Genomic DNA, 25469 nt, shown 5'->3' with positions numbered 1-25469 from the left:
GCGCGCCAGTCCTTCAACGGCGAAGGCGGCTGTCGTTCGGACGCTAACCTTTCTTCGCGGCCAGCGCATCGGCAACCGCCGTGCGGATATCCGCGACCGAGAACGGTTTGGTCACGACGTCATGCACCAGCGCGTTCAGGTTCGAGGCGCGCTCGCGCTGGTCGGCAAAGCCGGTCATCAGCAAAATGGTCAGGTCAGGGAAATCGCGCGCGGCGGAGAGCGCCAGCGCGATGCCGTCCATCACCGGCATCTGGATGTCGGTGAGCAACAGGTCGAAGGCGCCATCCTCGCGGGTCAGGATCTCCAGTGCCTCGGCGCCGTCCTGAGCGGTGACGGTCTCATGGCCGTCCATGGCGATGGCGCGCGCCACCAGCGTGCGCATCGAATCCTCGTCGTCGGCGATCAGGATTTTCGGCATGAGACCAACCTTGGGACAAACGCCCTTGCGGGGGCGATTATACGCTGCCGCCGGCAATGTCGCGCCGGTTGAAGAAACGAACGTCGATGTTGCGGCCCTCCGGCGGCGGCGAGGCCAGGCGTGAGCGGAAGAAGGCGCGCTCGCCGGGCCGCAGCACGGTCTGCTCCAGCACCGCGTTCCAGGCATAGATCTCCGCGCCTTGGGCGTCGCGCACGGCAAAGCGCAACCGCGGAATGTCGAGCGGCTTCTTGCCCTCGCCAACGATCACGCCTTCGATCACCAGCACCTGCTTACCGTCCACGGTCTCGCTGGAGAGCTTGACGTCCTTGAAGGCGAGGCCCCGCAGGTTCACCTCGAGCCCGACCATCTGGTAGAACGCCGCCGTCTGGGGCAGCAACCGCACCACGTCGCCCCGCCAGATCACCAGTGCCAGCACCAGCGCGCCCATCGCGGCACAGGCGGTGGGCAGGCCAAGATAGGATTTGCGCGGAGCCGCGGGGGCGACCGGACGGCTCACCCGCGCGCCGCGACGGGGGAACAGGCCGCGGAACCAGGACTGGTGCTGCGCGCCGGCGACCTCCTCTTCGGCCTGCCGGGCCGCTGCTGACCACTCGTCCTCGGTTTCGCGGGCGTGCTCGTCCGGCCAGTCGCTGGCGATCGAGGGGCTATCTACGACGGGTGCATCAGTGGCGCCGTCGTCATTGGCATAGGAGTTCCATTGTTCGGCGAGGTCGGACTGGTCGTCAGCTCGGCTGGCCGCGGCCATGGCCGGAACGGATGCCTCCTCGATGGCGTCCTCGGCATGGGCGATCCAGGTCTCCTTGCAACGGGAGCAGCGGACCGCCCGCCCGTTCGCCCCAAGGCTCGCGAGCTTGATGGCGTAGGATGTCATACAATGGGGGCAGACGATATGCATGGACGAGCCTTGATGCATGAACGAAGGTCTTGACGATGCCATGGTCGCGGAGAATCGGGCGCCCCTTATGCTACAGGGCGACCGTTAACGAACCGGAAACCATAACGGCGGCAAAACCCGTTGATCGCGTATGGCGGAGCGCCGCAATGCGACCCGCGCCCCCTCTCGAACGGAGCTGAGCTTGGTTCGGTTCGAAAATGTCGGATTGCGTTACGGTCTGGGGCCGGAGATTCTGCGCGACCTCAGCTTCCAGATTCCCGCGCATTCCTTCCAGTTTCTCACCGGACCGTCCGGCGCCGGCAAGACGTCGCTGCTGCGCCTGTTGTTCCTGTCGCATCGACCGACGCGGGGCCTCGTCAATCTGTTCGGTCATGACATCTCGCAGCTCGGCAAGGACGAGATCGCGGATTTGCGCAAGCGCATCGGCATCGTGCTCCAGGATTTCCGCCTGCTCGATCACATGACGACTTATGAGAACGTCGCGCTGCCGTTCCGCGTCATGGGCCGCAGCGAGTCGAGCTACCGCAAGGAGGTGATCGACCTGTTGCGCTGGGTCGGCCTCGGCGATCGCATGGACGCGCTGCCGCCGATCCTGTCGGGCGGCGAGAAGCAGCGCGCGGCGATCGCGCGCGCCGTGATTTCGCGGCCGCAGCTGCTGCTCGCGGACGAGCCGACCGGCAGCGTCGATCCGACGCTCGGTCGCCGCCTGCTGCGACTCTTCATCGAGCTCAACAAATCAGGCACCGCCGTCATCATCGCCACCCACGACATTGGGCTGATGGACCAGTACGAAGCACGGCGGCTGGTGCTGCACCAGGGACGGCTGCACGTCTATGAGTAGGCTGGACGAGCGCGGCGTGCTGGTCGATCTCGGACAGGAGCGTCCGCAGCTTCCGGCCAAGGCGCGCAACATGTCGCCGATCGTGCCGCGCGCCTCGATCCACGGCAGAGCGCTGGTTGCGGTGGTCGCCATCATGACGTTCCTCGCCTCGATAGCCACCGGCACGGTGCTGCTGGTGAGTGCCTCCGCCGCCGAATGGCAGTCGGATGTCGCGAGCGAAATCACGATCCAGATTCGTCCGCAGGCCGGCCGTGACCTCGAGCGCGACACCGCAGCCGTGGCGGAGGCGATGCGCGCGCAGGCCGGCATCGTCGAGGTCAAGCCGTTCACCAGGGAGGAGAGCGGCAAGCTGCTCGAGCCCTGGCTCGGCACCGGCCTGTCGATGGACGATCTGCCGGTACCGCGCGTGATCATCGCGCGCGTGCAGCCGGGTACGCCGCTCGATCTCGGCGCCTTGCGCGCGCGCGTCGCGCAGGTCGCGCCGGGCGCCAGTGTCGACGATCACCGCGCCTGGATCGAGCGCATGCGCCTGATGACGAACGCCACGGTGCTGGCCGGCCTCGGCATCCTCGCGCTCGTCATCGTCGCAACCATCATCTCGGTGTCGTTCGCGACGCGCGGCGCCATGGCGGCGAACCGTCCGATCGTCGAGGTCCTGCATTTCGTCGGCGCCGGCGACCGCTACATCGCCAACCACTTCCTGCGTCATTTCCTCAGGCTGGGCCTGGAGGGCGGCGTGATCGGCGGCGGTGCCGCCATGCTGATGTTCGGCTTCTCCGAGTCCATCGCAGGCTGGTTTTCCGGGACGCCCGTCGGCGACCAGTTCGCCGCGCTGCTCGGCACCTTCTCGCTGCGCCCGTCCGGCTACATCGTGCTCGCGGTCCAGGCCGTGCTGATCGGCGGCATCACCGCGGTCGCCTCGCGCCAGACGCTGTTCGCGACGTTGAATGACGTCGACTAGGCTTGATAACCGGACTCCACTTCGCCTCAAAACGTCATAAAATCACATCGGGAAGGGATCACCGACATCGCATGACCTCGCCGACCGACGATCGATCGCCGAAACTGCCGCGCGGCTGGCTGCGCGCGACAATCGTGTCGACGATCGCGCTCGCCTTCGTCGGCGCGGCGGCGGGGTTCGTTGCATTCCTGTCGCAATTGCGCGGCGCCGAGACGGTGCCGGACCGCAAGGCGGACGGCATCGTGGTGCTGACCGGCGGCTCCTCGCGGGTATCGGATGCGATGGAGCTGCTGGCTGCCGGCTACGGCAGGCGGCTCCTGATCTCCGGCGTGCATCCGACCTCGACGGCGAGCGACATCTCCCGGACCTTGCCGGAGAACCAGTCCTTCATGACCTGCTGCGTCGATCTCGACCGCACCGCGCTGTCGACCCGCGGCAACGCGGCGGAGGCGCGGCGCTGGGCCGAGGGGCGCCGATTTACATCTCTGATCGTGGTCACCTCGAACTATCACATGCCGCGCGCGCTGGTGGAATTCTCGCATGCGATGCCACGGACGACGCTGATCCCGTTCGCGGTGGTCGGCGAAAAATGGCGCGAGGAGCCGTGGTGGACCTCGGGCTCGACGCTGCGGCTGCTCTTGTCCGAATACGTCAAGTACGTTGCGGCCGAGCTCAGGGTGCGGCTGGAGGATTTCGGGATTGACCTTTGGCCCGAGATGTCGGAGCAGCCTGCAGGTCAGCAACCGAAGCGGCCCGCCACCGCACAGGCCAATTGATCGGACCATCGATGTTTCTGATTTTCCTGCGCTCGCTCGTGTTCAACGTACTGTTCTATGCCGTGCTGGTCCTTCTCGCGATCGTTGCGCTGCCGACCTTTGCATTGCCGCCGCGCGCCATGCTCACGGTGGCGGAATGGTGGGCCAAGGCGACGCTGGTCCTGATGCGCCTGGTCTGCAACATCAAGGTGGAATTCCGCGGGGTGGAGAAGATCCCGACAGGACCGCTGCTGATCGTGGCCAAGCATCAGTCGTTCTGGGAGACCTTCGTGCTGCCGGGTTTCTTCAACCGGCCGATCTTCATCCTCAAGCGCCAGCTGATGCAGATCCCGGTGTTCGGCCAGTTCCTGGTCAAGACCGGGATGATCGGGATCGACCGCAATGCCGGCGTGAAGGCGCTTCTGGACATGACGCGCCGCGCGCGCGAGGCGGTGCGCAGCGGAAAGCAGCTCGTGATCTTTCCGGAAGGCACGCGCCGCGCGCCGGGCGCGCCGCCCGACTACAAGACCGGCTTTGCACAGATCTATTCCTCCTGCGGCGTGCCGTGCCTGCCGGTCGCGCTCAATTCCGGCCTGTTCTGGCCGCGCCGCACTTTCATGCGCTATCCCGGCACGCTGGTGGTGGAGTTTCTCGAGCCGTTGCCGCCGGGTCTGTCGAAGGACGAGTTTCTCGCGCGCGTGCAAGCGGCGGTCGAGGACGCGACCGGTCGCCTCGTCGAAGCAGGGCGGAAAGAGCAGGAGCGGTTGATCGGCTCGGCGCCGAGCTACGCGCCGACCGGCTAGCGGCTTTCGCGATCTTCGTGCCGATCCGTCGCGTGCAGCGAGTGCGCATCACCATGCAGCATCAATGCAAGCTGATGCAGCTGGGTGTCGCGAAAGCCTTCGGCCTCGATCGCCTTCACCGTTGCGGTGACGTAATCGCGGTTGGCGCCGGACTGGCCGTGGCCCTGGACGACGTGGCGGTGCTGCTCGGCGAGCGAGAGGCGGCCGGCATATTGCACATGGCCGCGGTCGACGACGTAGGCGAGTGCGGAGACGCGCTGGCGCGCATCGTTCTCCAGCCACACCGAGCGCATCACCTCGCGATAGACCGAGGTGACCTGCTCGCGTGCGCGCAAATATGCGACCACCTCGGCACGGTTCTTCTCGGCGACGCGGAAGGCGATGCCGCGGCAGGCGCCGCCGCGGTCGAGCCCGAGCACCAGGCCCGGCTTCTCCGGCGTGCCGCGATGCACGAACGAGTAGACGCAGAGCGCGCGGTGCTCGCCGACCAGCCGCGCCGGGACGCGTTCCTCGAAGTCAAAGCCCGGCCGCCACATCAGCGAGCCGTAGCCGAACACCCAGAGGTCGCCCGTGGCTGTGGTGATGGAGGGGAGGGTGATTTCCGACATTTCGGGCACGGCTACCAGAACCCTGCGGTCAAGCGAAGCGATTTCTGCGCCTTTCGTCGCAGGCCGGCCCCGCTTACATTTGCCTGAATCTGGCGTCAAAGGGTCGCCGCATGTCCAATATGCCCGTTGCCACAGGCCGCCGCTCCCGCTGGGGCCTTTTCATCGCCCCCGTTCTCGTCCTGATCCTTGCCGTCGGCTGGAGCTGCTTCTGGTTCTATGCGGCGTCGCAGGCCGAAATCGTCGCCGACGCCTGGCGGGCGCAGGAGGCGAAGGCCGGCCGCATCTACGATTGTGCCAAACGCTCGATCGCCGGCTTCCCGTTCCGCTTCGAGGTCCAGTGCTCCGGCGCCAGCGTCGCCCTGGTCTCGCAGAATGCGAGCAAGACGCCGTTCACGGCCAAGCTCGACAACATCCTGGTCGTGGCCCAGGTCTACGACCCCAAGCGCATCATCGCCGAATTCTCCGCGCCCGCGACGCTGATCGACGGCGTCACGCAAAACACTTTCACGGTGAATTGGAGCAAGGGCCGCGCCAGCGTGGCGGGCCTGCCGGCGGTGCCGGATCGCGCTTCCATCGTGTTCGACGAGCCCAGCCTCAACCGTCTCGATGGCAGCGTGCAGGTGCCGCTTGCGCGCGCCAAGCAGGTCGAACTGCATGGCCGTCTCGCCGACGGATCACCATCGGATCATCCTGTAATCGAGACCGTGCTCCATGTCGCGCAGGGCAGCATCCAGGGCGTGCATCCGCTGCTCGCCGAGCCGTTCGAGGCGGACACTCGCGCCAAGATCACCGGCCTCTCCGACCTCACGCCAAAGCCCTGGCCGCAGCGCTTCCGCGAGATCCAGGCCGCCGGCGGTCATATCGAGATCGTGCAGTCGCGCATCCAGCAGGGCGAGATGATCGCGGTCGCGGCCGGCACGCTCGGCCTGTCGCCCAATGGCCGGCTCGACGGCGAATTGCAGATGACGGTGACCGGCCTCGAGCGCGTGATCCCGGCGCTCGGCATCGAGAAGATGCTGGAGGAGGGCGTGCCGCAGGCAACGCTCGACCGCCTCGCGCCCGGCGTGAAGTCGCAGGACCTCAACAATCTGTTCGGCGCACTCGACCGCGCCGTGCCCGGCCTCGGCAAGGTGATCAAGCAGAACGCCAATGCCGGCGTTGCCGCCGGCATCAATTCGATCGGCACCGAGAGCACGCTGGAAGGCAAGAAGGCGCGGAGCTTCCCGCTGAAATTCGTCGACGGCGCCGTGTTGCTCGGCCCGGTCAAGGTCGGCCAGATCCCGCCGCTGTATTGAAGACTCTCTCGTCATTCCGGGGCGATGCGTAGCATCGAACCCGGAATCCATTTCACAGCGTGCGCTGCGGCCCAATGGATTCCGGGCTCGCCCCTTCGGGGCGCCCCGGAATGACGGGGGTGACGCTACGGCTTCTTCAGCGCCGCATGCGGCCGGCCGAAATCGGGCGCGGCTGAATCCTGGCCGATCTCGACGATGCCGCGGCGGATGGCGCGGGTGCGGGTGAAGTGGTCGAACAGCGCCTCCCCATCGCCGCGACGGATCGCGCGGGTGAGCTTTGCCAGATCCTCGGTGAAGGTGCCGAGCATTTCCAGCACGGCCTCCTTGTTGGCGAGGAAGACGTCGCGCCACATCGTCGGGTCGGAGGCCGCGATACGGGTGAAGTCGCGAAAACCACCGGCGGAGAATTTGATCACCTCGGATTCCGTCACCTGCGCCAGCTCGTCGGCGGTGCCGACGATGGTGTAGGCGATCAGATGCGGCAGATGGCTGGTGATGGCGAGCACGAGGTCATGATGATCGGGCGTCATCACCTCGACCTTGGCGCCCATCGCCGCCCAGAACGCGCGCAGGTGGTCAGTCGCCGCCGCATCGGTGCCGTCGGGCGGGGTCAGGATGCACCAGCGGTTGATGAAGAGCTCGGCAAAGCCGGAATCCGGGCCGGAATGCTCGGTGCCCGCCACCGGATGCGCCGGGACGAAATGAATGCCGCTCGGCAGATGCGGGGCCATGTCCCTGACCACCGCGCCCTTGACCGAGCCAACGTCGGAGACGATCGCCCCCGGCTTGAGATGGGCAGCGATCTCCTGCGCCACGGGTCCGCAGGCGCCGACGGGAATGCAGAGGATGACGAGATCGGCGTCCTTCACGGCCTCAGCATTGGTCGCCACGACCTGATCCACGATGCCGAGCTCGGCGACGCGTGCGCGCGTCTTCTCGGAGCGTGCGGTGGTGACGATTTCACCGGCCAGCCCCTGGAGCTTCGCAGCGCGCGCGATCGAGCCGCCGATCAGGCCGAAGCCGATCAGCGCAACGCGCTGGAAGTGCGCCTGCGCGCTCATTTGCCGCCCATGAAGTCGCGCAAGCCGTCGACCACGAGGCGGTTGGCCTCCTCGGTGCCGATCGTCATGCGCAGCGCATGCGGCAGGCCGTAGTTTTTCAGGCCGCGCAGCACGAGTCCACGCTTGGTCAGGAAGGCGTCGGCGTCGTCAGCGGTCTTGCCCTTGTCCGTCGGGAAATGGATCAGCACGAAATTGGCGACGCTCGGCGTCACCTTCAGCCCGAGCTTGCCGATCTCCTCGGTGAGCCAGTTGCGCCAGGTCTCGGTGAACTGCTTCGACATCGCCTGATGCGCGGTGTCCTCGATCGCGGCGACCGCGGCATACATCGCCGGCGTCGACACGTTGAAGGGACCGCGGATGCGGTTGACCGCGTCGATGATGTGCTCGGGCCCGAACATCCAGCCGATGCGCAGTGCAGCCAGGCCATGGATCTTGGAGAAGGTGTGCGTCACCACGGTGTTCTCGGTGGTGGCGACGAGCTCGATCCCCATCTCATAGTCGTTGCGCGAGACGTAATCGCAATAGGCGGCATCCAGCACCAGCAGCACGTGCGAGGGCAGGCCGGCACGCAGCCGCTTGACCTCGTCGAACGGCAGATAGGTGCCGGTCGGGTTGTTGGGGTTGGCGAGCCAAACCAGCTTCGTCTTCGGCGTCACCGCCTTCAGGATGGTGTCGACGTCGGCGGTGAGGTTGGTCTCCTTGGCGATGACGTTCCTGGCGCCGACCGCCATGGTCGCGATCGGGTAGACCAGGAAGCCGTGCGTGGTGGAGATCGCCTCGTCGCCTTGGCTGAGATAGGTGTGCGCGAGCAGATTGAGGATCTCGTCCGAGCCGGCGCCGCAGATGATGCGGTTGGGGTCGAGCCCGAACGAGCGGCCGATCGCCTCGCGCAGCACGCGCGAGGTGCCTTCCGGATAGTCTTCCAGATGGTCCGCCACGCGCTTGAACGCCTCGATCGCCTTGGGCGAGGGCCCGAACGGCGTCTCGTTGGCGGAGAGCTTGAACACCTTGCGGCCCGACTCCGGCACCGGGCTCTTGCCGGGCGTGTAGGGCGCAATATCGAGAATGCCGGGATTCGGCACGGGGCGGGACATCTTGGACTCCGGATAGGCTGGGCGGCTCGCGATTTACGATTTCGGCCCGGTCGGGGGCACCGTATAGCGCGTTGCGTGGCTGCCGACGAGGGCCACAGAGCGAACCGAGGCCCCCGCCTCGATCAGGGCAGCCCTGATTTTGTCGATGCTGGTCGCGCTGGTGACCGAGACCAGCAGCGCCGCGCCGTCGAAGGCGGTATCGGGCACCGCAACGATCTCGGCGAGCGGCGACAGCGCGCGGGCGACCTCGGCGTTCCATCCCGAGACGCGCACGCTGAAGGTCTCGACCTCTGTCACCAGGGCGCTGTCGGCGACGCGCGAGATCGCGAACACCGGCAGCGAGGCCGGATGGTCGGCACGCTCGACGAAGGGCATCCGTGCGATGATCTTGGGCGCGCCGTCGGCTTCCAGCTCCAGCCACCACGGCGTGCGGCTCGAGGTCGCCGAGACCAGCGCCAGGTCGCCCTTGGATTTCGCCACCGCCTCGACCGCGGCCTGCGCGCTGAAATGCGCCACGTAAGGCACGGTGAAGCCGAAATGGAAGCGCACGGAATCGCGCATCGCCGGTTCGCTCACCGAGATGTCGGCATGCACGGAGAACGGCGCCTGCACATAGGTGAAGGTCGAGATGATGACGCGCCAGATGCTCTCGACCGTGTCGAGCGGCAGGATGCCGCGATGACGCTGCACGATCTCGCGCATCATGGAAGCCTCCCGCGCAGGCCGAAACGCCGAGCCGACCTCCTGGGTCTGCTTCACCTGGATCAGCCGGTCGATGATGTCGCCGCGCTGCATGAGGAGGCGATGCATGCCCTCGTCGATCGCGTCGATCTCCTTGCGCAGTTCCTGCAGCGATGGTGGCGCGGGCGGGCGTTGGGACATGTCTGGTCGTCGATCGTTCCGATGGGGGATGTCCTGATTAGGCAGTCGTGGCGGCGAAAGCAAAGAGAAATGACGTGCTTTGCGGGCGACGCGACTGAGGCGAATTGGGCCGATCCGGGCCGCGACTTGACGAAAACCGCCCAAGACGGTAGCTTTTGCCCGTTCCGTGGTCATTTGAGCCGGCCGGCTTGCAGCCACGTTAAAAAACTCGCTAAACAGGCCGGGGACGCTTCCGATCCCGGCCGAACCTATCGTTCAGGCCGGGTTTTTCATGGCCTGATGTCAGCGGCGCGGTCGAGCAGCCAGTCGCAAACGAGGTCGATGTCCGAGATGGGTAGCGTCAAGTCGATACCGAGTCCTGCGATCAGCGCCGACGAGCGGTCGCATGAGGTGGACCATCCAAGCTCGCTGATTGCGCATTTCGGCACCGAGCAGCCGCTGCGGCTCGATTGCGGCGTCGATCTCACCCCGTTCCAGATCGCCTACCAGACCTATGGCGAGCTCAACGCCGATCGCTCCAATGCCGTGCTGATCTGCCATGCGCTGACCGGCGACCAGCATGTCGCCAATGTCCATCCCGTCACGGGCAAGCCGGGCTGGTGGGAGACGCTGGTCGGCCCCGGCCGCCCCCTCGATCCCAAGCACTACTTCATCATCTGCTCCAACGTGATCGGCGGCTGCATGGGCTCGACCGGGCCGGCGTCGATCAATCCCGCCACAGACAAGGTCTGGGGCCTGGATTTCCCCGTCATCACCATCCCCGACATGGTGCGCGCGCAGGCGATGCTGATCGATCGACTCGGCATCGACACGCTGTTTGCGGTCGTCGGCGGCTCGATGGGCGGCATGCAGGTGCTGCAATGGACCGCGGCCTATCCTGAGCGCGTGTACTCCGCGCTGGCGATTGCCTGCGCGACGCGGCACTCGGCGCAGAACATCGCCTTCCACGAGCTCGGCCGCCAGGCCGTGATGGCCGACCCCGACTGGCACGGCGGCGGCTATGCCGATCGCGGCATCCATCCGCATCGCGGGCTCGCGGTGGCGCGGATGGCGGCGCACATCACCTATCTCTCGGACGCGGCGCTGCATCGCAAGTTCGGTCGGCGCATGCAGGATCGCGAGCTGCCGACCTTCTCGTTTGACGCCGACTTCCAGGTCGAATCCTATCTGCGTTACCAGGGCTCGTCCTTCGTCGAGCGCTTCGACGCCAATTCCTATCTCTACCTGACGCGCGCGATGGACTATTTCGACATCGCCGCCGATCACGGCGGCGTGCTGGCCAAGGCCTTCGCCGACATCAAGACCCGCTTCTGCGTGGTCTCCTTCACCAGCGACTGGCTGTTTCCGACCTCGGAATCGCGCGCGCTGGTGCACGCGCTGAATGCTTCGAGCGCGCGGGTGTCGTTCGCCGAGATCGAGACCGATCGCGGCCACGACGCCTTCCTGCTCGACGTGCCCGAATTTTTCGACATCTCCCGCGCCTTCCTGCAATCGGCAGGCAAGGCCCGCGGGCTCAGCCTCGAGGACCGCTAGCGATGTCCGTCCAGGAAGTGCTGCCGTTGAACGGCGCTGCGACTGCGTCGTCCGGCCAGTTTCGCGCCGATCATCTGCTGGTCGCCGAGATGGTCAAGCCGGGCTCGAAGGTGCTCGACGTCGGCTGCGGCGACGGCGATCTGCTTCAGCTGCTGGAGACCCGCGGCATCGACGGCCGCGGCATCGAACTGTCCCGCGAGGGCGTCAACCGCTGCGTCGCCAAGGGGCTCGCGGTGGTGCAGGGTGATGCCGATACCGATCTCGTCAATTATCCCGACGATGCCTTCGACTACGTGATCCTGTCGCAGACGCTGCAGGCGACGCGGCAGCCGAAAGTCGTGCTGGAGAATCTGCTCCGCATCGGCCGCCGCGCCATCGTCTCGTTCCCGAATTTCGGGTTCTGGAAGATGCGGCTCCAGCTCCTGATCGGCGGCCACATGCCGCGCACGGAGAATCTGCCGGCGACCTGGTACGACACCGCCAACATCCATTTCTGCACCATCAAGGATTTCGTGCAGCTCTGCGACGAGATCAACGTCAAGATGGAGCGCTCGGTCGCGCTCGATCTCTACGGCCGCCCGGTGCCGCTGAACCTGCCCTGGTGGGTGTGGAACATGTTCGGCGAGCAGGCGGTGTTCTTGCTGAGCCGGGGCGGGGGGAAATAGTCCCCGTCGTCATTGCGAGGAGCTCTTGCGACGAAGCAATCCAGGCTGTCTCCGCGGAGGGATTCTGGATTGCTTCGCTGCGCTCGCAATGACGGAGTACTGGGCAGCGCATCTGCCTTAATGCGCCGCCAGCGACCGCGGATCCCGCACCGGCCATCGCCCCGCTTCCACCAGCGTCACGAACCGCTCCACGCTCTCGTTGAACAGCGCGGGCTCCTCCAGATTGAGCACGTGGCCCGACTTCGGAAACATCGCGAGCCCCGCCGCGGGCAGATGCTTCTTCAGGAACAGGCTCGGCCCGATGCACGGATCGTCCTCGTCGCCGCAGATGATCAGCGCCGGCGTCGCCGCCTTCGCGATCGCCTCCGTCATCGTGTAGATCGAGGGACGGCCGCCCTGAAATCCGCGCATGGTACGCGCCGATCCCCTGGCATCGTGCCGCGCCAGCGCGGCGTAGAAATCGGCGTGCCCGCGCGGGTCCTTCACCAGGAACGGAATCCGGCTCGGCGCCTCGCGCGTGACTTTTGCGACCTCGGCGGAGCCCAGCGTCTCGAACTGCTCGGCATTGGCGCGGCACTGCTTGCGCCAGGCCTCGAGGTTATCGAGCTCCGAGCCGGAGCCGACGCCGGCCAGTGTCATCGACAGCGCGCGCTTCGGCGCGTTCAACCCGATCTGCAGCGAGGAATAGGCGCCCATCGACAGGCCGACGAGATGGGCGCGCTCGATGCCGAGATGGTCGAGCACGGCAAGCGCATCGGTGTAGAAATGCGTGAAGGTGTAGACCTCGCCGTCAGGCACATCCGAGGGCGTGTAGCCGCGCGCCGAATAGGTGATGCTGCGATGGCCACGCGAGAAATAGCGCATCTGCGGCTCCCAATTGGTGTAGTCGGCCGCGAACTCATGCAGAAAAAGGATCGGCGTTCCCTGGCCCGCCTCCTCGAAATAAATGCGGACGCCGTCCCTGGTCGTGGCGTGGGGCATTAACCGTTTCCCTCTGTTTCAAGCCGTGCTTCAGGATCGCAGTTAACGCTGTTGTCGGCAATGCGGCAGCCGCAGCCGAGCACGGACACAAAATCATCGCAGCTATTCGCCGACGTCGCGTCTTTTTCTCGCCACATCGGGCGGCTTAACGGCCAAACGGATGTCGGCCATTGCACGGGCCGGCGGGAAGTGGGGGTGTCAACTAGGGATGAAGAATGGTTGAGTTGTTTGCGTATCGCCTGTCGCGTTGTGTTGTCGCGCTGGCGCTTCTCTTCGCGGCGGTCGCCGCGTTCGTTTCTCCGGCCTCGGCGCGGCCGCATCATCGTCATAGCGCAGAGCGGCACGTGTACGTGCACCACGCCAGACATCATCATCACCGCCACCATGCGAGAGGCTTGCGCTTCGAGCGCAGCGCGGCGCAATTGCAGGCGAGCGGTTTCGCCGACACCCAGGCGAGCTACGATCCCAGCGCCAACAATGGCGGCGTGGCCGGCAACGCGCTTGTCCCAAGTGGCGGTTTCGGTGGCGGATCGGGCCTGGTGTCCGAGGCACGCCGCTATATCGGCGGCAATCCGACCGGGCGCGGCAGCCTGTGGTGTGCGCGGTTCATGAACATGGTGCTGGAGCATACCGGCCATAAGGGCTCAGGCTCCGACATGGCGAGCTCGTTCGCGCGCTACGGCACGCGCATCTCCGGTCCGCAGGTCGGCGCCATCGCCGTGATGTCGCGCGGCGGCCGCGGCGGTCATGTCGGCATCATCACCGGCATCGACGCGCAGGGCAATCCGATCATGATCTCCGGCAACAACGGCAACCGCGTCCGCGAAGCCCCGGTCTCGCGCGGCCGGATCTATGCCTATGTGATGCCGAATTGAGGCTCGTGGCCGTCATTGCGAGCGAAGCGACTTGTCCGCCGAAGCCTTGGCGAAGGCGGAAGCAATCCAGAATCCCTCCGCGGAAATACTCTGGATTGCTTCGTCGCTTCGCTCCTCGCAATGACGGGAGTGCGTGGAGACAGGTGCCGTAGGGTGGGCAAAGGCGCGCAAGCGCCGTGCCCACCGGCGGTATGTCAGCGTTCGCTCGCGGCAACGGTGGGCACGCTTCGCTTTGCCCACGCTCAGACGAGCCTCGGCTCTTCCACCGCCACCACATCACCCACGCCGACGTCACCGCCTTCGATCACCTCGGCATAGATGCCGCAGTCCATGTGGCCGAGATGGCGCGAGAGCGTCGGTGGTATCTCGAGATCGCGCCTGGCGGTTTCAGGGTCGACATTGGTGGCCGGGCAGCGAACGATGCGCTTGATCACCTTCAGCCGGGCCTGTCCGATCGCGAGCGTCTGGCCGACGAGGTCGAGCTCCGACCAGGCCGGCCAGCCCTTGACGTAGAGATTGGCGCGGAAGCGCAGCGGATGCACGGCGACGCCCCCGAGCATGGTCTCGATGGCGCGCACGCTGCCGAGATTGATGATGGAGACGACCTTGCGGGCGACGTCGGAGAAGCTATGGTCGCGGCCGGACAGAATTTTGGGCGGGCCCTTCAACTCGGGCTGGAAGTTGTCGCGGAAATAGGCCTCGATCGCGGCGCGCCCGGCGGCGCTCTCGAGATCGCCGCAGGCGACGATCTGGCCGTCCTTGCGGATGGTCAGAACGTTGGTTTCGTCGTCGAACCGGCTGTCGAGCGCGGCCAGTCGCTCATTGCGCGCCAGCATCAGGAACTGGATTTTCGGCTTCCATTCGGGCGCCTCGGGGTCGAACCCGCTCGGGCCGTTCTCGATGGCGTAGCGGCGGTCGGCCGGCAGGGTCTGGCCGGTCCGCAAAGGGGCGCGCAGCAGGCGTTCCGGCGTTAGGCCCTTGACGGGATAGCGGTAGAGGCCGGTGATCTCGGCGGTATGGCTGGCTGTCATGCCGCTACTTAGGGGATTCGGCGGGCCGTCGCCAAGCGGGCGGATCAGCGCACGAAATTGTGAACTCGCCTCTACCGATCCGAGGGCGCGCTTCCCACATCTGGGTCAGGCCGGCGCCAGCGCCGGCTGATAAGCGACCGCTTGCTGTGTTGAGGAACGTCAACGCATCAGGCGGAAACCCAATGAAGATGCCGTTCGGGGTGCCTTAGAGGGCCCTGAGGGCAGGCCGAGGGACAGAAAAGATGAATATCGACAAATACACCGAACGCTCCAGGGGCTTCATCCAGTCCGCGCAGTCGCTTGCGATGCGCGAGGGGCACCAGCAATTCTCCACCCTGCACGTGCTGAAGGTCCTGCTGGACGACAATGAGGGGCTCGCCGCCGGTCTGATCGACCGCGCTGGCGGCAATTCCCGTGCAATTCTGAAGGCGACTGAGGACGCCCTCAACAAGGTGCCGAAGGTCTCCGGCGGCGGCGCCGGGCAGATCTACCTCGCGCCCGAGCTGGCCCGCACTTTCGATGCCGCCGAAAAGGCCGGCGAGAAGGCCGGCGACAGCTTCGTCACGGTCGAGCGGCTTTTGCTCGGGCTGACGCTGGAGAAGACCAGCGAGGCCGGCACCATCCTCAATAAGGGCGGCGTCACGCCGCAAAACCTCAATGCGGCGATCGAGGCGCTGCGCAAGGGCCGCACGGCCGACTCTGCCACCGCCGAGAACGCCTATGACGCCCTGAAGAAATATGCCCGCGACCTGACCCAGGCCGCGCGCGACGGCAAGCTCGATCCGGTCATCGGCCGCGACGAGGAGATCCGCCGCACCATCCAGGTGCTCTCGCGTAGGACCAAGAATAACCCCGTCCTGATCGGCGAGCCCGGCGTCGGCAAGACCGCCATCGCCGAAGGTCTCGCGCTGCGCATCGTCAACGGCGACGTGCCGGAGAGCCTGAAGGACAAGAAGCTGCTCTCGCTCGACCTCGGCGCGCTGATTGCGGGTGCAAAATACCGGGGCGAGTTCGAGGAGCGGCTGAAGGCTGTGCTGCAGGAAGTGACCGGCAGCGAAGGCACCTTCATCCTGTTCATCGACGAGATGCACACGCTGATCGGCGCCGGCAAGGGCGACGGCGCGATGGACGCCTCCAACCTGCTCAAGCCGGCGCTCGCGCGCGGCGAGCTGCACTGCATCGGCGCGACCACGCTCGACGAATATCAGAAGCACGTCGAGAAGGACGCCGCGCTGGCGCGGCGCTTCCAGCCGATCTTCGTCAGCGAGCCCTCGGTCGAGGACACCATCTCGATCCTGCGCGGGCTGAAGGACAAGTACGAGCAGCATCACGGCGTGCGGATCACCGATTCCGCGCTTGTGGCGGCCACGACGCTGTCCAACCGCTACATCACCGACCGCTTCCTGCCCGACAAGGCGATCGACCTGATGGACGAGGCCGCGGCGCGGCTGAAGATGCAGGTCGATTCCAAGCCGGAAGAGCTGGATTCGCTCGACCGCGAGATCATCCGGCTCAAGATCGAGCAGGAGGCCCTGAAGAAGGAAAGCGATGTCGGCTCCAAGTCCCGGCTCCAGACCCTGGAGAAGGACCTCGCCGAGCTTGAGGAGAAGTCGGCGGCGCTGACGGCGCGCTGGAGTGCGGAGAAGAGCAAGCTCTCCGACGCCCAGAAGCTGAAGGCCGAGCTCGACGCACTTCGTGTCGAGCTCGCCAACGCGCAGCGGCGCGGCGAATTCCAGAAGGCCGGCGAGCTGGCCTATGGCCGGATCCCGCAGCTCGAGAAGCAGCTCGCGGACATCGAGGCCAAGGAGAATTCCGGCGAGATGATGGAGGAGGCTGTCACCGCCAACCACATCGCGCAGGTGGTCTCGCGCTGGACCGGCGTGCCCGTCGACAAGATGCTGGAAGGCGAGAAGGAGAAGCTCCTGAAGATGGAGGAGCAACTCGGCAAGCGCGTCATCGGCCAGGCCGAGGCCGTGCGTGCGGTCGCAACCGCCGTGCGCCGCTCGCGCGCCGGCCTGCAGGACCCGAACCGCCCCACCGGCTCGTTCATGTTCCTAGGGCCGACCGGCGTCGGCAAGACCGAGCTGACCAAAGCCTTGGCGGAGTACCTGTTCAACGACGAGACCGCGATGGTCCGCCTCGACATGTCCGAATACATGGAGAAGCACTCGGTCTCGCGGCTGATCGGCGCGCCTCCCGGCTATGTCGGCTATGACGAGGGCGGTGCGCTCACCGAAGCGGTGCGGCGCCGGCCCTACCAGGTCGTGCTGTTCGACGAGATCGAGAAGGCGCATCCTGACGTCTTCAACGTCCTGTTGCAGGTGCTCGACGACGGCCGCCTGACCGACGGCCAGGGCCGCACCGTCGACTTCCGCAACACGCTGATCATCATGACCTCCAACCTCGGTTCGGAATATCTGGTGAACCAGCCGGAGGGCGAGGACACCGCGGCCGTGCGCGAGCAGGTGATGGGAATGGTGCGGGCGCACTTCCGGCCCGAATTCCTCAACCGCGTCGACGAGATCATCCTGTTCCACCGTCTGCAGCGCAGCGAGATGGGCCGGATCGTCGAGATCCAGTTCGCGCGTCTGCAGAAGCTCCTGACCGATCGCAAGATCGTGCTCAGCCTCGATGCCGCCGCCCGCGACTGGTTAGCTGCCAAGGGCTGGGATCCCGCCTACGGCGCAAGGCCGCTGAAGCGGGTGATCCAGCGCTACCTCCAGGATCCGCTCGCCGAGATGATCCTCGCCGGCGACGTCAGGGACGGCGACAACGTCGCGATCTCGGCTGAAGGCAACGTCCTGACCTTCAACGGCAAGGCGCCGCAGACCGCGGAGATCGCGCAGTTCGAGGCGCCGGTGGCGAAGCGGAAGCTGAACTGAGGAAATACACGCCCTTCGTGCCAAACTCGCGGAGGGCGTTTTTCAATCTGCGAAGAACGCGTCCACCACTGCCTGATCGCGGTCGTAGACCCAGCATTCGCTCAGCAGGCCTTCGCGCACGGCATAGACCAGCAGCCGTTCCAGTTCAGCCGTGCGACCGTCCCGGCTGAATGATTCCCGTGCGAGAATGGCGCCGCGCCGCGGTCCGGCCATCACTTCATCGATGCCGAGAAGTTTTCGGTTGGAGCGGCGTGCGACCTCGGCCAGAGTGGCAAGAGCGGCCGTCTTGCCGTGGTGAGTGCCGGCGAGCGGGTTATGGCCGGCATAATGCAGCATGAATTCATCGTGGTAGCAGGCGGCGATCGCGGCGCGGTCACCGGCCTGCCAGGCGGTCGCGTAGCGCGTGACGGCGGCGCGTATCGCGGCGATTTGTGCGGCGTCATCTACAAGAACTCTATTCATCGATGTGATCTCCCGGGTCATCGGCAGCGCTGTGCTGGTGCGCTATGATAAGGCATGACCTCGCCTCCCGACTTTCAGGAACTGGCTATCAGCACGCCGCCCAGCGGCGGGCCGAAGAAGGCGCGGATGCTCGATTGGGACGCGCGGGTGATCTATCTCGGTCCAGCCTTCGGGTTGACTCCCCACCGCAATGCCACCGGCGTGCTGGCCGTCGCGCTCGACGGGGCGATAGGCGTAGCTAACGATCCAAGGGCGCGCTCGCCCTCTTATCGCCAGACCCGCAGCGTGCTGATCACGCCCAACAGTCTGCACCATCTCCGCATCGACGCCGGACCGACCGCCTTTCTGTATGTCGATCCCCTCGGGCGCGATATCGAGGCGCTTCGTTCACGAATGAAGGAGGTAGGATCAAACGCCGCGTTCGACCTGATCGACGAGAGGTCGGTCGTCGCGCTGTTCCGCGACACTGCGGAACGACGCCTCGCATCAGAGGACGCGCGGCAAGCAGCCCGCGATATGCTTGGGATCGGATCAAATCCGCAGCCGGATGCGAGAATTGCCGCCGCCATCGAGCGGATGTGCGAGGAGCCCGGCGGTTCGCACACGCTTGCTGAACTAGGCCGCAAGGCCGGGCTTTCGTCCTCGCGCTTCCTGCATCTTTTCAAGGACGTCACGGGTGTGCCGCTCCGCCGCTACCGCATCTGGTCCCGGATCGGCGCTGCCGCGCGGGCGGTCGCACAAGGCCAATCGCTGACCGAGGCCGCGCATGGCGCGGGCTTTTCCAGCTCCGCGCATTTCAGCACGGCCTTTCGCGACATGTTCGGCATGATGCCGTCGGAATTGTTCGCACGGCTGCGCGCGGGTTAGCGTCTTCAACGTGCTGTTGCAGGCGCTCGACGACGGCATGCTGACCGTACCGTCGATTCCGCGACATGCTGATCATCATGGCCTCGAACCTCGGTCCGAGTAGCTCGTGAATCAGCCGGAGGGTGAGGATCTGAAATGAAATCCGCCCCGGAGGGTCACCTCTCCGGGGCGTCTTGTTTTGCTGTCTCGCTAGTTGCCGGGCGCCGAGGCGGAGCGCGGCTCGACGCCGTCCTCCTCGTCCTCCTCCAGCTCCGAAAGTATATCCACCAGCTCGCGTACCCGGCCCTGCGCCAGCGGGCGCAGGTCGTTGATCATCGGCTCGTCATTGGCGAGCCAGGCCTGGGCTTCAGCGAGTTCTTCGGCGGTCGCGCCGGTTCCGATGATCTGGGCAATGGTGACATCGTCGGCGCGGTCCACCGCCTTGACGACATCGTCGCGTGAGAGGCGCGTCATGGGCGATCCTCCTGCTGGCTTCGGTCAGCGTCTAACCGGGAACCGGCGTGCCGGTTCCCGGGCCAGGCCCGTGCGCGCCATTCCTACTTCTTCACCACCTTGTAGATCGCATTCTCGACATCTGAGCTGAAGTAGATCGTACCCGTCACGCCGACGGCAACGCCGGTGGGGACATGTGTCGGCAAACCGCCGGGTGCGCCGGTCAGGCCGATCGGGAGATTGGCGGCGATCTCGGTGATCTTTCCGCTCTCCGGTGCGATCTCGATCAGCCGCTTGGCGCCGACCTCCGCCACGATGAGCTGGCCTTCGGGACCTCTTGCGATGCCTTCCGGCATCTTCAGCTCCTTGGCAATCACGGTCTTTTCACCGTTGCTGTCGATCCTGGAGACGAGGCCCGCAAACGCCTCGGTCAGGTAGACCTCGTCGGATTTCCCGCGAACGAGGCCGACCGGGCCTTCGAGCGCGCCGATCAGCGTGGTGCGGTCCTTGCCGTGCTCGCCGCTCACCTTGACCAGCGACTTGGTGCCGAGCTCGGCCACCAGGATGCTGCCGTCCGCGAGCACGACCGCGTCATGCGGCGCCTTGAAGTCGTGCAGCATCTCGCGCGTCGCGCCGGTCTTGCCGTCGATCACCTGCACGGTGCCGGTGAACCAGCTCGACAGGACCACGTCGTTGCCCTTTGCCGTCGCGCTCATCGGATATTCGAGCGTGACGCCGGCAGCGTGCATGCGCGCCTTCTCGGTGACCTCGCCGGTCGCCCCGTCCACCGTGCGATAGGCGAACAGATCGGCGACGTGGATGGTGTCCTTGCCGTTCTCCGAGGTGACGCCGAGGCCGCCGGGCAAAGCGAGCTTGCCGATGATGATCTGCTTGGCCTGGCCGGTCGCGGGATCGACCTCCTGGATGCCGTTGTCGGCCATGTTGGAGACGTAGATGCGGTCCTTGTCGTCGATGGCGAGATTATCCAGCGAGGGCTTCAGCTGCGCGACCATGGTCTTGGCGCCGGACTTCGGATCGACCCGGACCAGCTGGCCGAGCGCGGTGTCGATCACAAAGAGGTTGCCCTTGGAATCGAAGTTCACGGCGGCCGGAACCTTGAAGCCGTCGGCGACGACGCTCAGCTCGGCCTTGTCGACGTCGACCCTAGCGACCTGGCCCTTGAACCAGAGCGGACCATAGAGCTTGTCGTCGGGACCGAACTCGAAGCCGTTGAGGCCGCCCATCTTCTCCATGATCTGGCGTGGCGGTTTGACGCCCTCGACGTCGATCTCGTAGAGCGCATCGCCGAGGAAGACGGTGGTGGCGTAGAGCCTGCCGTCCTTGCGGAAGGCGAGCGAGTTGATGCCGGGAAGCCCGGACGCGAGCTTTTTGATCGGTCCGTCGCCCTTGCGCGCATAGAGATCGCCGGCGAGGAAGCCGGTCCAGGCCATGGTGCCGTCGGGTGCGAATGCGATGTCGTCGGCCATCCCGACCGGTGCCGGGATTGCAACCTTGGCGTTGCCGCCGGCGATGTCGACCTCATAGAGCGCAGCGCCAGCGACGCTGCCGGCAAACAAATGGCCGGCCTTGTCGACACCGAGCCCGTGCACACCGTGGAACGCCGAGCCCGGCACGAGCCTCGTGACCTCCCAGCCGTCGGCCGATGCGCTCGTTGTGGAGAACAGCGCAGCAATCAGGGCTGCGCAGGCGAGCCTGCTCTTCATGGCGTGACCTCCCGTTTTTTGGAAAGTATTCGCCCGTCCTGCGGCTTTGGCAAACGAAACTTGACGTTGTGACGCCGCGAAGCGGCCCCGGCTGCGCAGCGTGCTTGTTTCAAATACTGTTTGAAAATGCCGGCCGATACCGGCGGGCTGCCGATTTACCGGTTGGTGACCTGCAGCGGCCCGCCGGTCGCGTCCGACATGCGGGCGATGGCGCCGCCGCGGCCGCTCATCATGCCGTCGAGCCGGTCGCGCTCCTTCTCGAAGCTTGCCAGCATCGGGCCCTCCAGCGAACGGCCGCGCGGCAGCTTCACGCGCATCGGATCGACGAAGCGGCCGTTGACCAGGATCTCGTAATGGACGTGCGGGCCGGTCGACAGGCCGGAGGAGCCGACGAAGCCGATCACCTGACCCTGCCGCACCTTCTTGCCGACCTCCATGCCCTTGGCGAAGGCCGACATGTGGCCGTAGGCGGTCTCGTAGCCGTTGGAATGCTTGATGCGGATGTACTTGCCGTAGCCGCCCTCGGGGCCCGCCTTCTCGATCACGCCGTTGCCGGAGGCGAAGATCGGCGTGCCGTAGCTGGTGGACCAGTCGACGCCGGTATGCATCTTGACGTAGCCGAGGATCGGGTGGCGACGGCCGCCGAAGCCGGAGCGCATGATGGCGTTGTTGACGGGCTTTCTGACCAGGAACTTCTTCGCGCTCTTGCCGGTCTCGTCGTAATAGTCGACCAGGCCGTCGTCGGGGCTCTGGTAGCGGTAGTATTTCTTGGTCTCGCCGCCGACGGTGAGCGAGGCGAACAGCACCTCGTTCTTTTCGCTCGACGTCACGCCCTCGTCCTCGCCGGCGTAGAACACGTCGAAGGAATCGCCGGGCTGCACCTTGCGCTGGAAATCGACGTCGTAGGAGTAGATCTTGATCATGTCCTCGATGACGGGCATCGGGACCTTGTTGCGCATCGCGGTCTCGTAGATGCTCTGGTAGAGCCGCACGCCGGAGCCGTCATCGTCATCGTCGTCGTCGCTGCTGGCGTTGGCCGCGGTATCGGCGACGGTGTTCATGCTGGAGACGTCGACGGCGACGTACTTGCCGAGATCGGACAGCGCCGCGATCGCTTCCACCATCGTGTCGTTTGCAACCACGACGCGATAGGGCTGCAGGCGGGCGCCGGGGCTCGCGGGCGCCATCAGGATGCGAAGCTTCTCGCCTTCCTTCAGGCCGCCATCGCGGCCGCGCGGTCCGAGCGTCGCGGTGATCGCCTTGATCTCGTCGGCATTGGCGCCGAGATCGCGCAGCACCGAAGCGACGCTGTCGCCCTTCTTGACCATGTGGACGCGTTCGCCGTTGGGATTGCCGCCGGTGATCTGCTCCTTGGTCTTGGGCAGCAGCGTGACGTTTTCCGGCACCACGCGCGTCTCGAAGCCGGCATAGGGATCCGACGGCGAGACCTCGGCTGCGTAGGCGGTTCTGATCTCGGAGGGGCCGGTCGCGCCGGAGATGTCGGCGGCCGCATTGGCGAGCGAGGCGTAGCGCACCCCGCCATTGCCGCGCCAATTGGCGGCATCGCGCACCCGCATCAGGATGTCGTCGAGCGCCACCACCGCGGAAATCTTGGCCTTCGGCAGCACCGGCGACAGGTCCTTGGTGACGAAGGACACTTCCGCGTCGGGCTCGACGGCTTCGGGATTGTTGGGATCGTCGGACGCCGTCTTCGGGTCGGAGCCGACATCGGTCAGCAGGCGCTGGGCGTTGAACGGCGGGATCTTCGCCGACAGATCGCTCGTCGTCATCGACAGATTGCCGGCGATCCGCACGAACGGACGCACCCGCATCACGTCACGGTTGCCGACGCGGGCCACGGTCGAGACGCGCATCACGTTGCGCGAGGCCGTGGATTCGCTCGGCGGCGGCAGGCGGTCGCTCTTGTGCAGCGTGGCGGCGCGATCGGCGGCGCCGAATGCTCCGCGCAGCGCGCCTTCGACCCGCTCCGGCACCTTGGCGAAGGTCATCTCGCCGTCGAGCGAAGCGAAAACGGCGCCGCCGATCAGGGCTGCGCCGCAAAGTCCGGTCAAAATTGTCCCGCTGAACCATTGCACCGAGACGCGGCGGCGGTCGATCACGGCAGCTTCAGAACCATCGACGGACAGCGGCGGCTCGTGGCCGAGATCGATGATCCCGGTCTCACGCCCGTAAGCGCCGCGTGACGTCCTGTGGTTCAACCCAAGTCCCCCAATCAACGACCCAAGATGCCCGTTCTCGAACCTGGTCCCGGCTGCCCTCTTGAACGGGGATCGCCGGAAAAGGCAAGCCGCACAGCTATCCGCGCCCAGAACGCCCCTTGATGGGGCCGGCCGAAATTACGAACAGCTGGACGGGTAAAGCTCTCTCGATGTCTTTCGAATGCCGAAGGAAGGTCGCGTCATTTGCAAGATCGCCTTCCTCTGACCCCATGAAAATCGCCGGCAGCCCCCACAGGCATCCCCGCGATTCAAGCTTGTCTCTTATCAGAACGCCGCGGGATTGTGGCTCAAGTACGGCGCCAAATATGGAAAAAGTTTCCTGAACGCCGGGCCGTAAAGACCCTGCGTGCAACCACTGGCGGAGCTCGGGCCGGGTGGGGACACGGCCCCCATCCGGCGGGGGAGCGGGCGTCTGGCCGGGAGCCCTCAGACTGGGAACGGGGCACGCCAGCCCAGGGGTTGCGGGGGCGGCGAGGAAGGGGCCGGGGAGGGGCCCCAAGGCGCCTTCCGGAGCCCGCCGGCGGGCAAACTTTTTTTCAGATTTTTTGCCGGGCCGGATCGTCCGACGCGCTCGGCGGTCCTCTAACTGGCTGGAATCGTGGATGTTTTATCGCTGGTCCACTGTGCGACGATTTGTTGACGATTGGCGTTGACAGGCCGGAAGGTGGGGCCTATAACCCCAACCACTGAGCGCGGCGCCGCCGGGTCACTGACCAAGGCGAGCGAACGCGCCACTGATGCTCCTCACCTTGTTGAGTGACACAACAGCCGACACCAGTCGGTTGGAGTTCATCCATCGTCGGTAAGGGTGTCGGAACCCTTCCTCTCAGGAAGGTTGAGGCCTCTCCGGTCTCGGGCTGTTTGACAAGTGAAGATGAAGAAAGAGAAACGTGGACGGCGGAGTCCTTGCGGGTCTCGCTTCCGAAAAGCTTCGGCTTTTCTGATCGAGACCGGACGAAAGACTTCGGCGGTACACGTTTTCAAGGAAACACCATCGTTGCCAGCGATGTGAATCGCGGGCAGCACATCGACTTCGGTCGATAATGGTGGGACCTCGTCAAACGTTGTGATCAGCCGGTTCAAAGTTCAAGTCCAACTTGAGAGTTTGATCCTGGCTCAGAGCGAACGCTGGCGGCAGGCTTAACACATGCAAGTCGAGCGGGCGTAGCAATACGTCAGCGGCAGACGGGTGAGTAACGCGTGGGAACGTACCTTTTGGTTCGGAACAACACAGGGAAACTTGTGCTAATACCGGATAAGCCCTTACGGGGAAAGATTTATCGCCGAAAGATCGGCCCGCGTCTGATTAGCTAGTTGGTGAGGTAATGGCTCACCAAGGCGACGATCAGTAGCTGGTCTGAGAGGATGATCAGCCACATTGGGACTGAGACACGGCCCAAACTCCTACGGGAGGCAGCAGTGGGGAATATTGGACAATGGGGGCAACCCTGATCCAGCCATGCCGCGTGAGTGATGAAGGCCCTAGGGTTGTAAAGCTCTTTTGTGCGGGAAGATAATGACGGTACCGCAAGAATAAGCCCCGGCTAACTTCGTGCCAGCAGCCGCGGTAATACGAAGGGGGCTAGCGTTGCTCGGAATCACTGGGCGTAAAGGGTGCGTAGGCGGGTCTTTAAGTCAGGGGTGAAATCCTGGAGCTCAACTCCAGAACTGCCTTTGATACTGAAGATCTTGAGTCCGGGAGAGGTGAGTGGAACTGCGAGTGTAGAGGTGAAATTCGTAGATATTCGCAAGAACACCAGTGGCGAAGGCGGCTCACTGGCCCGGTACTGACGCTGAGGCACGAAAGCGTGGGGAGCAAACAGGATTAGATACCCTGGTAGTCCACGCCGTAAACGATGAATGCCAGCCGTTAGTGGGTTTACTCACTAGTGGCGCAGCTAACGCTTTAAGCATTCCGCCTGGGGAGTACGGTCGCAAGATTAAAACTCAAAGGAATTGACGGGGGCCCGCACAAGCGGTGGAGCATGTGGTTTAATTCGACGCAACGCGCAGAACCTTACCAGCCCTTGACATGTCCAGGACCGGTCGCAGAGATGTGACCCTCTCTTCGGAGCCTGGAGCACAGGTGCTGCATGGCTGTCGTCAGCTCGTGTCGTGAGATGTTGGGTTAAGTCCCGCAACG

Annotated in this window: 22 protein-coding genes, 1 rRNA gene and 1 riboswitch (1 of these 24 only partly in view); of the genes, 11 read left to right on the top strand and 12 right to left on the bottom strand. The window is 65.3% G+C overall.

Features of this window, described 5'->3' with window-relative positions; translation table 11 throughout:
* Window positions 1–43: 43 nt before the first annotated feature.
* Together ACNJYD_RS35920 and ACNJYD_RS35915 are read right to left on the bottom strand one after the other, a co-directional pair.
* Window positions 44–418, bottom strand: coding sequence for a response regulator (locus ACNJYD_RS35920; RefSeq protein ID WP_025033579.1), 375 nt, complete (start codon window positions 416–418; stop codon window positions 44–46).
* 37 nt (window positions 419–455) lie between these two features.
* Complete coding sequence (locus tag ACNJYD_RS35915; RefSeq protein ID WP_439364773.1) at window positions 456–1334, bottom strand: MJ0042-type zinc finger domain-containing protein; 879 nt, start codon at window positions 1332–1334, stop codon at window positions 456–458.
* A gap of 181 nt (window positions 1335–1515) precedes the next feature.
* Here ACNJYD_RS35915 and ftsE point away from each other — a divergent pair, with 181 nt between their 5' ends.
* The 4 genes from ftsE (at window position 1516) to ACNJYD_RS35895 (ending at window position 4694) form a co-directional block, all read left to right on the top strand.
* Entirely contained in the window at window positions 1516–2175 is a 660-nt protein-coding gene (gene ftsE / locus ACNJYD_RS35910; RefSeq protein WP_018646542.1) for a cell division ATP-binding protein FtsE, read from the top strand.
* On the top strand, window positions 2168–3136 hold the full coding sequence (locus ACNJYD_RS35905) for a cell division protein FtsX (protein ID WP_172789432.1): 969 nt from the start codon (window positions 2168–2170) through the stop codon (window positions 3134–3136). The genes ftsE and ACNJYD_RS35905 overlap by 8 nt, the downstream gene beginning before the upstream one ends.
* 71 nt (window positions 3137–3207) lie before the next feature.
* The gene (locus ACNJYD_RS35900; protein ID WP_172789431.1) at window positions 3208–3912 is read left to right on the top strand and encodes a YdcF family protein; all 705 of its coding nucleotides are present in this window, start codon (window positions 3208–3210) and stop codon (window positions 3910–3912) included.
* Between the two features lie 11 nt (window positions 3913–3923).
* A complete protein-coding gene (locus ACNJYD_RS35895; RefSeq protein WP_439364772.1) occupies window positions 3924–4694 on the top strand; it encodes a lysophospholipid acyltransferase family protein in 771 nt (256 codons plus the stop codon).
* Here the strand turns inward: ACNJYD_RS35895 and ACNJYD_RS35890 are convergent.
* Window positions 4691–5302 (bottom strand): gamma-glutamylcyclotransferase, encoded by a 612-nt coding sequence (locus ACNJYD_RS35890; RefSeq protein ID WP_439364771.1) that lies wholly within the window; start codon window positions 5300–5302, stop codon window positions 4691–4693. The two genes, ACNJYD_RS35895 and ACNJYD_RS35890, sit on opposite strands and share 4 nt — an antisense overlap.
* A 110-nt stretch (window positions 5303–5412) precedes the next feature.
* Here ACNJYD_RS35890 and ACNJYD_RS35885 point away from each other — a divergent pair, with 110 nt between their 5' ends.
* A complete protein-coding gene (locus ACNJYD_RS35885; RefSeq protein ID WP_439364770.1) occupies window positions 5413–6597 on the top strand; it encodes a DUF2125 domain-containing protein in 1185 nt (394 codons plus the stop codon).
* 125 nt (window positions 6598–6722) lie between these two features.
* On the opposite strand, the gene ACNJYD_RS35880 is transcribed toward ACNJYD_RS35885, so the two are convergent.
* The 3 genes from ACNJYD_RS35880 to ACNJYD_RS35870 are packed head-to-tail and all read right to left on the bottom strand — an operon-like array spanning window position 6723 to window position 9634.
* Window positions 6723–7658, bottom strand: coding sequence for a prephenate/arogenate dehydrogenase family protein (locus ACNJYD_RS35880; protein ID WP_439364769.1), 936 nt, complete (start codon window positions 7656–7658; stop codon window positions 6723–6725).
* Complete coding sequence (gene hisC, locus ACNJYD_RS35875; RefSeq protein ID WP_439364768.1) at window positions 7655–8752, bottom strand: histidinol-phosphate transaminase; 1098 nt, start codon at window positions 8750–8752, stop codon at window positions 7655–7657. The genes ACNJYD_RS35880 and hisC overlap by 4 nt, the downstream gene beginning before the upstream one ends.
* 33 nt (window positions 8753–8785) lie before the next feature.
* Window positions 8786–9634: a chorismate mutase gene (locus tag ACNJYD_RS35870; protein ID WP_172789425.1), complete on the bottom strand. Its 849-nt coding sequence runs from the start codon at window positions 9632–9634 to the stop codon at window positions 8786–8788.
* A gap of 156 nt (window positions 9635–9790) precedes the next feature.
* Window positions 9791–9870, top strand: a riboswitch (SAM riboswitch).
* A gap of 94 nt (window positions 9871–9964) precedes the next feature.
* Between ACNJYD_RS35870 and metX the strand changes: the two genes are divergently transcribed.
* Together metX and metW are read left to right on the top strand one after the other, a co-directional pair.
* Window positions 9965–11167, top strand: a complete 1203-nt coding sequence (gene metX / locus ACNJYD_RS35865; protein ID WP_439367552.1) for a homoserine O-acetyltransferase MetX — start codon at window positions 9965–9967, stop codon at window positions 11165–11167.
* Between the two features lie 2 nt (window positions 11168–11169).
* Window positions 11170–11832, top strand: coding sequence for a methionine biosynthesis protein MetW (metW, locus tag ACNJYD_RS35860; RefSeq protein ID WP_172789424.1), 663 nt, complete (start codon window positions 11170–11172; stop codon window positions 11830–11832).
* A gap of 117 nt (window positions 11833–11949) precedes the next feature.
* Here metW and ACNJYD_RS35855 read toward each other — a convergent pair whose 3' ends face one another.
* Entirely contained in the window at window positions 11950–12813 is an 864-nt protein-coding gene (locus ACNJYD_RS35855; RefSeq protein ID WP_439364767.1) for an alpha/beta fold hydrolase, read from the bottom strand.
* A gap of 215 nt (window positions 12814–13028) precedes the next feature.
* On the opposite strand from ACNJYD_RS35855, the gene ACNJYD_RS35850 reads away from it, so the two are divergent.
* A complete protein-coding gene (locus ACNJYD_RS35850) occupies window positions 13029–13688 on the top strand; it encodes an NlpC/P60 family protein (protein ID WP_212256314.1) in 660 nt (219 codons plus the stop codon).
* 242 nt (window positions 13689–13930) lie between these two features.
* Here ACNJYD_RS35850 and ACNJYD_RS35845 read toward each other — a convergent pair whose 3' ends face one another.
* Window positions 13931–14719 (bottom strand): MOSC domain-containing protein, encoded by a 789-nt coding sequence (locus ACNJYD_RS35845; RefSeq protein WP_439364766.1) that lies wholly within the window; start codon window positions 14717–14719, stop codon window positions 13931–13933.
* 242 nt (window positions 14720–14961) lie between these two features.
* Between ACNJYD_RS35845 and clpB the strand changes: the two genes are divergently transcribed.
* The gene (clpB, locus tag ACNJYD_RS35840; RefSeq protein ID WP_439364765.1) at window positions 14962–17601 is read left to right on the top strand and encodes an ATP-dependent chaperone ClpB; all 2640 of its coding nucleotides are present in this window, start codon (window positions 14962–14964) and stop codon (window positions 17599–17601) included.
* A gap of 42 nt (window positions 17602–17643) precedes the next feature.
* Here clpB and ACNJYD_RS35835 read toward each other — a convergent pair whose 3' ends face one another.
* Window positions 17644–18084, bottom strand: a complete 441-nt coding sequence (locus ACNJYD_RS35835) for a nuclear transport factor 2 family protein (RefSeq protein ID WP_246709097.1) — start codon at window positions 18082–18084, stop codon at window positions 17644–17646.
* 33 nt (window positions 18085–18117) lie between these two features.
* Here ACNJYD_RS35835 and ACNJYD_RS35830 point away from each other — a divergent pair, with 33 nt between their 5' ends.
* The gene (locus tag ACNJYD_RS35830) at window positions 18118–18930 is read left to right on the top strand and encodes a helix-turn-helix domain-containing protein (protein WP_439364764.1); all 813 of its coding nucleotides are present in this window, start codon (window positions 18118–18120) and stop codon (window positions 18928–18930) included.
* A gap of 189 nt (window positions 18931–19119) precedes the next feature.
* On the opposite strand, the gene ACNJYD_RS35825 is transcribed toward ACNJYD_RS35830, so the two are convergent.
* From ACNJYD_RS35825 to ACNJYD_RS35815, 3 genes are all read right to left on the bottom strand, one after another.
* Window positions 19120–19383, bottom strand: coding sequence for a hypothetical protein (locus tag ACNJYD_RS35825; RefSeq protein WP_035996955.1), 264 nt, complete (start codon window positions 19381–19383; stop codon window positions 19120–19122).
* An 83-nt stretch (window positions 19384–19466) separates the two neighbouring features.
* On the bottom strand, window positions 19467–21086 hold the full coding sequence (locus ACNJYD_RS35820; RefSeq protein WP_439364763.1) for a hypothetical protein: 1620 nt from the start codon (window positions 21084–21086) through the stop codon (window positions 19467–19469).
* Between the two features lie 155 nt (window positions 21087–21241).
* Complete coding sequence (locus ACNJYD_RS35815) at window positions 21242–23305, bottom strand: M23 family metallopeptidase (RefSeq protein WP_172789722.1); 2064 nt, start codon at window positions 23303–23305, stop codon at window positions 21242–21244.
* 1114 nt (window positions 23306–24419) lie between these two features.
* On the opposite strand from ACNJYD_RS35815, the gene ACNJYD_RS35810 reads away from it, so the two are divergent.
* Window positions 24420–25469 (top strand): 16S ribosomal RNA (locus tag ACNJYD_RS35810); it runs 439 nt beyond the window's last position.

It is taken from the genome of Bradyrhizobium sp. SPXBL-02 (assembly GCF_051853065.1).
Classification (GTDB): domain Bacteria; phylum Pseudomonadota; class Alphaproteobacteria; order Rhizobiales; family Xanthobacteraceae; genus Bradyrhizobium.
The sequence above is the reverse complement of the archived record's forward strand: the minus strand, read 5'-3'. Positions and strand labels throughout refer to the sequence as shown.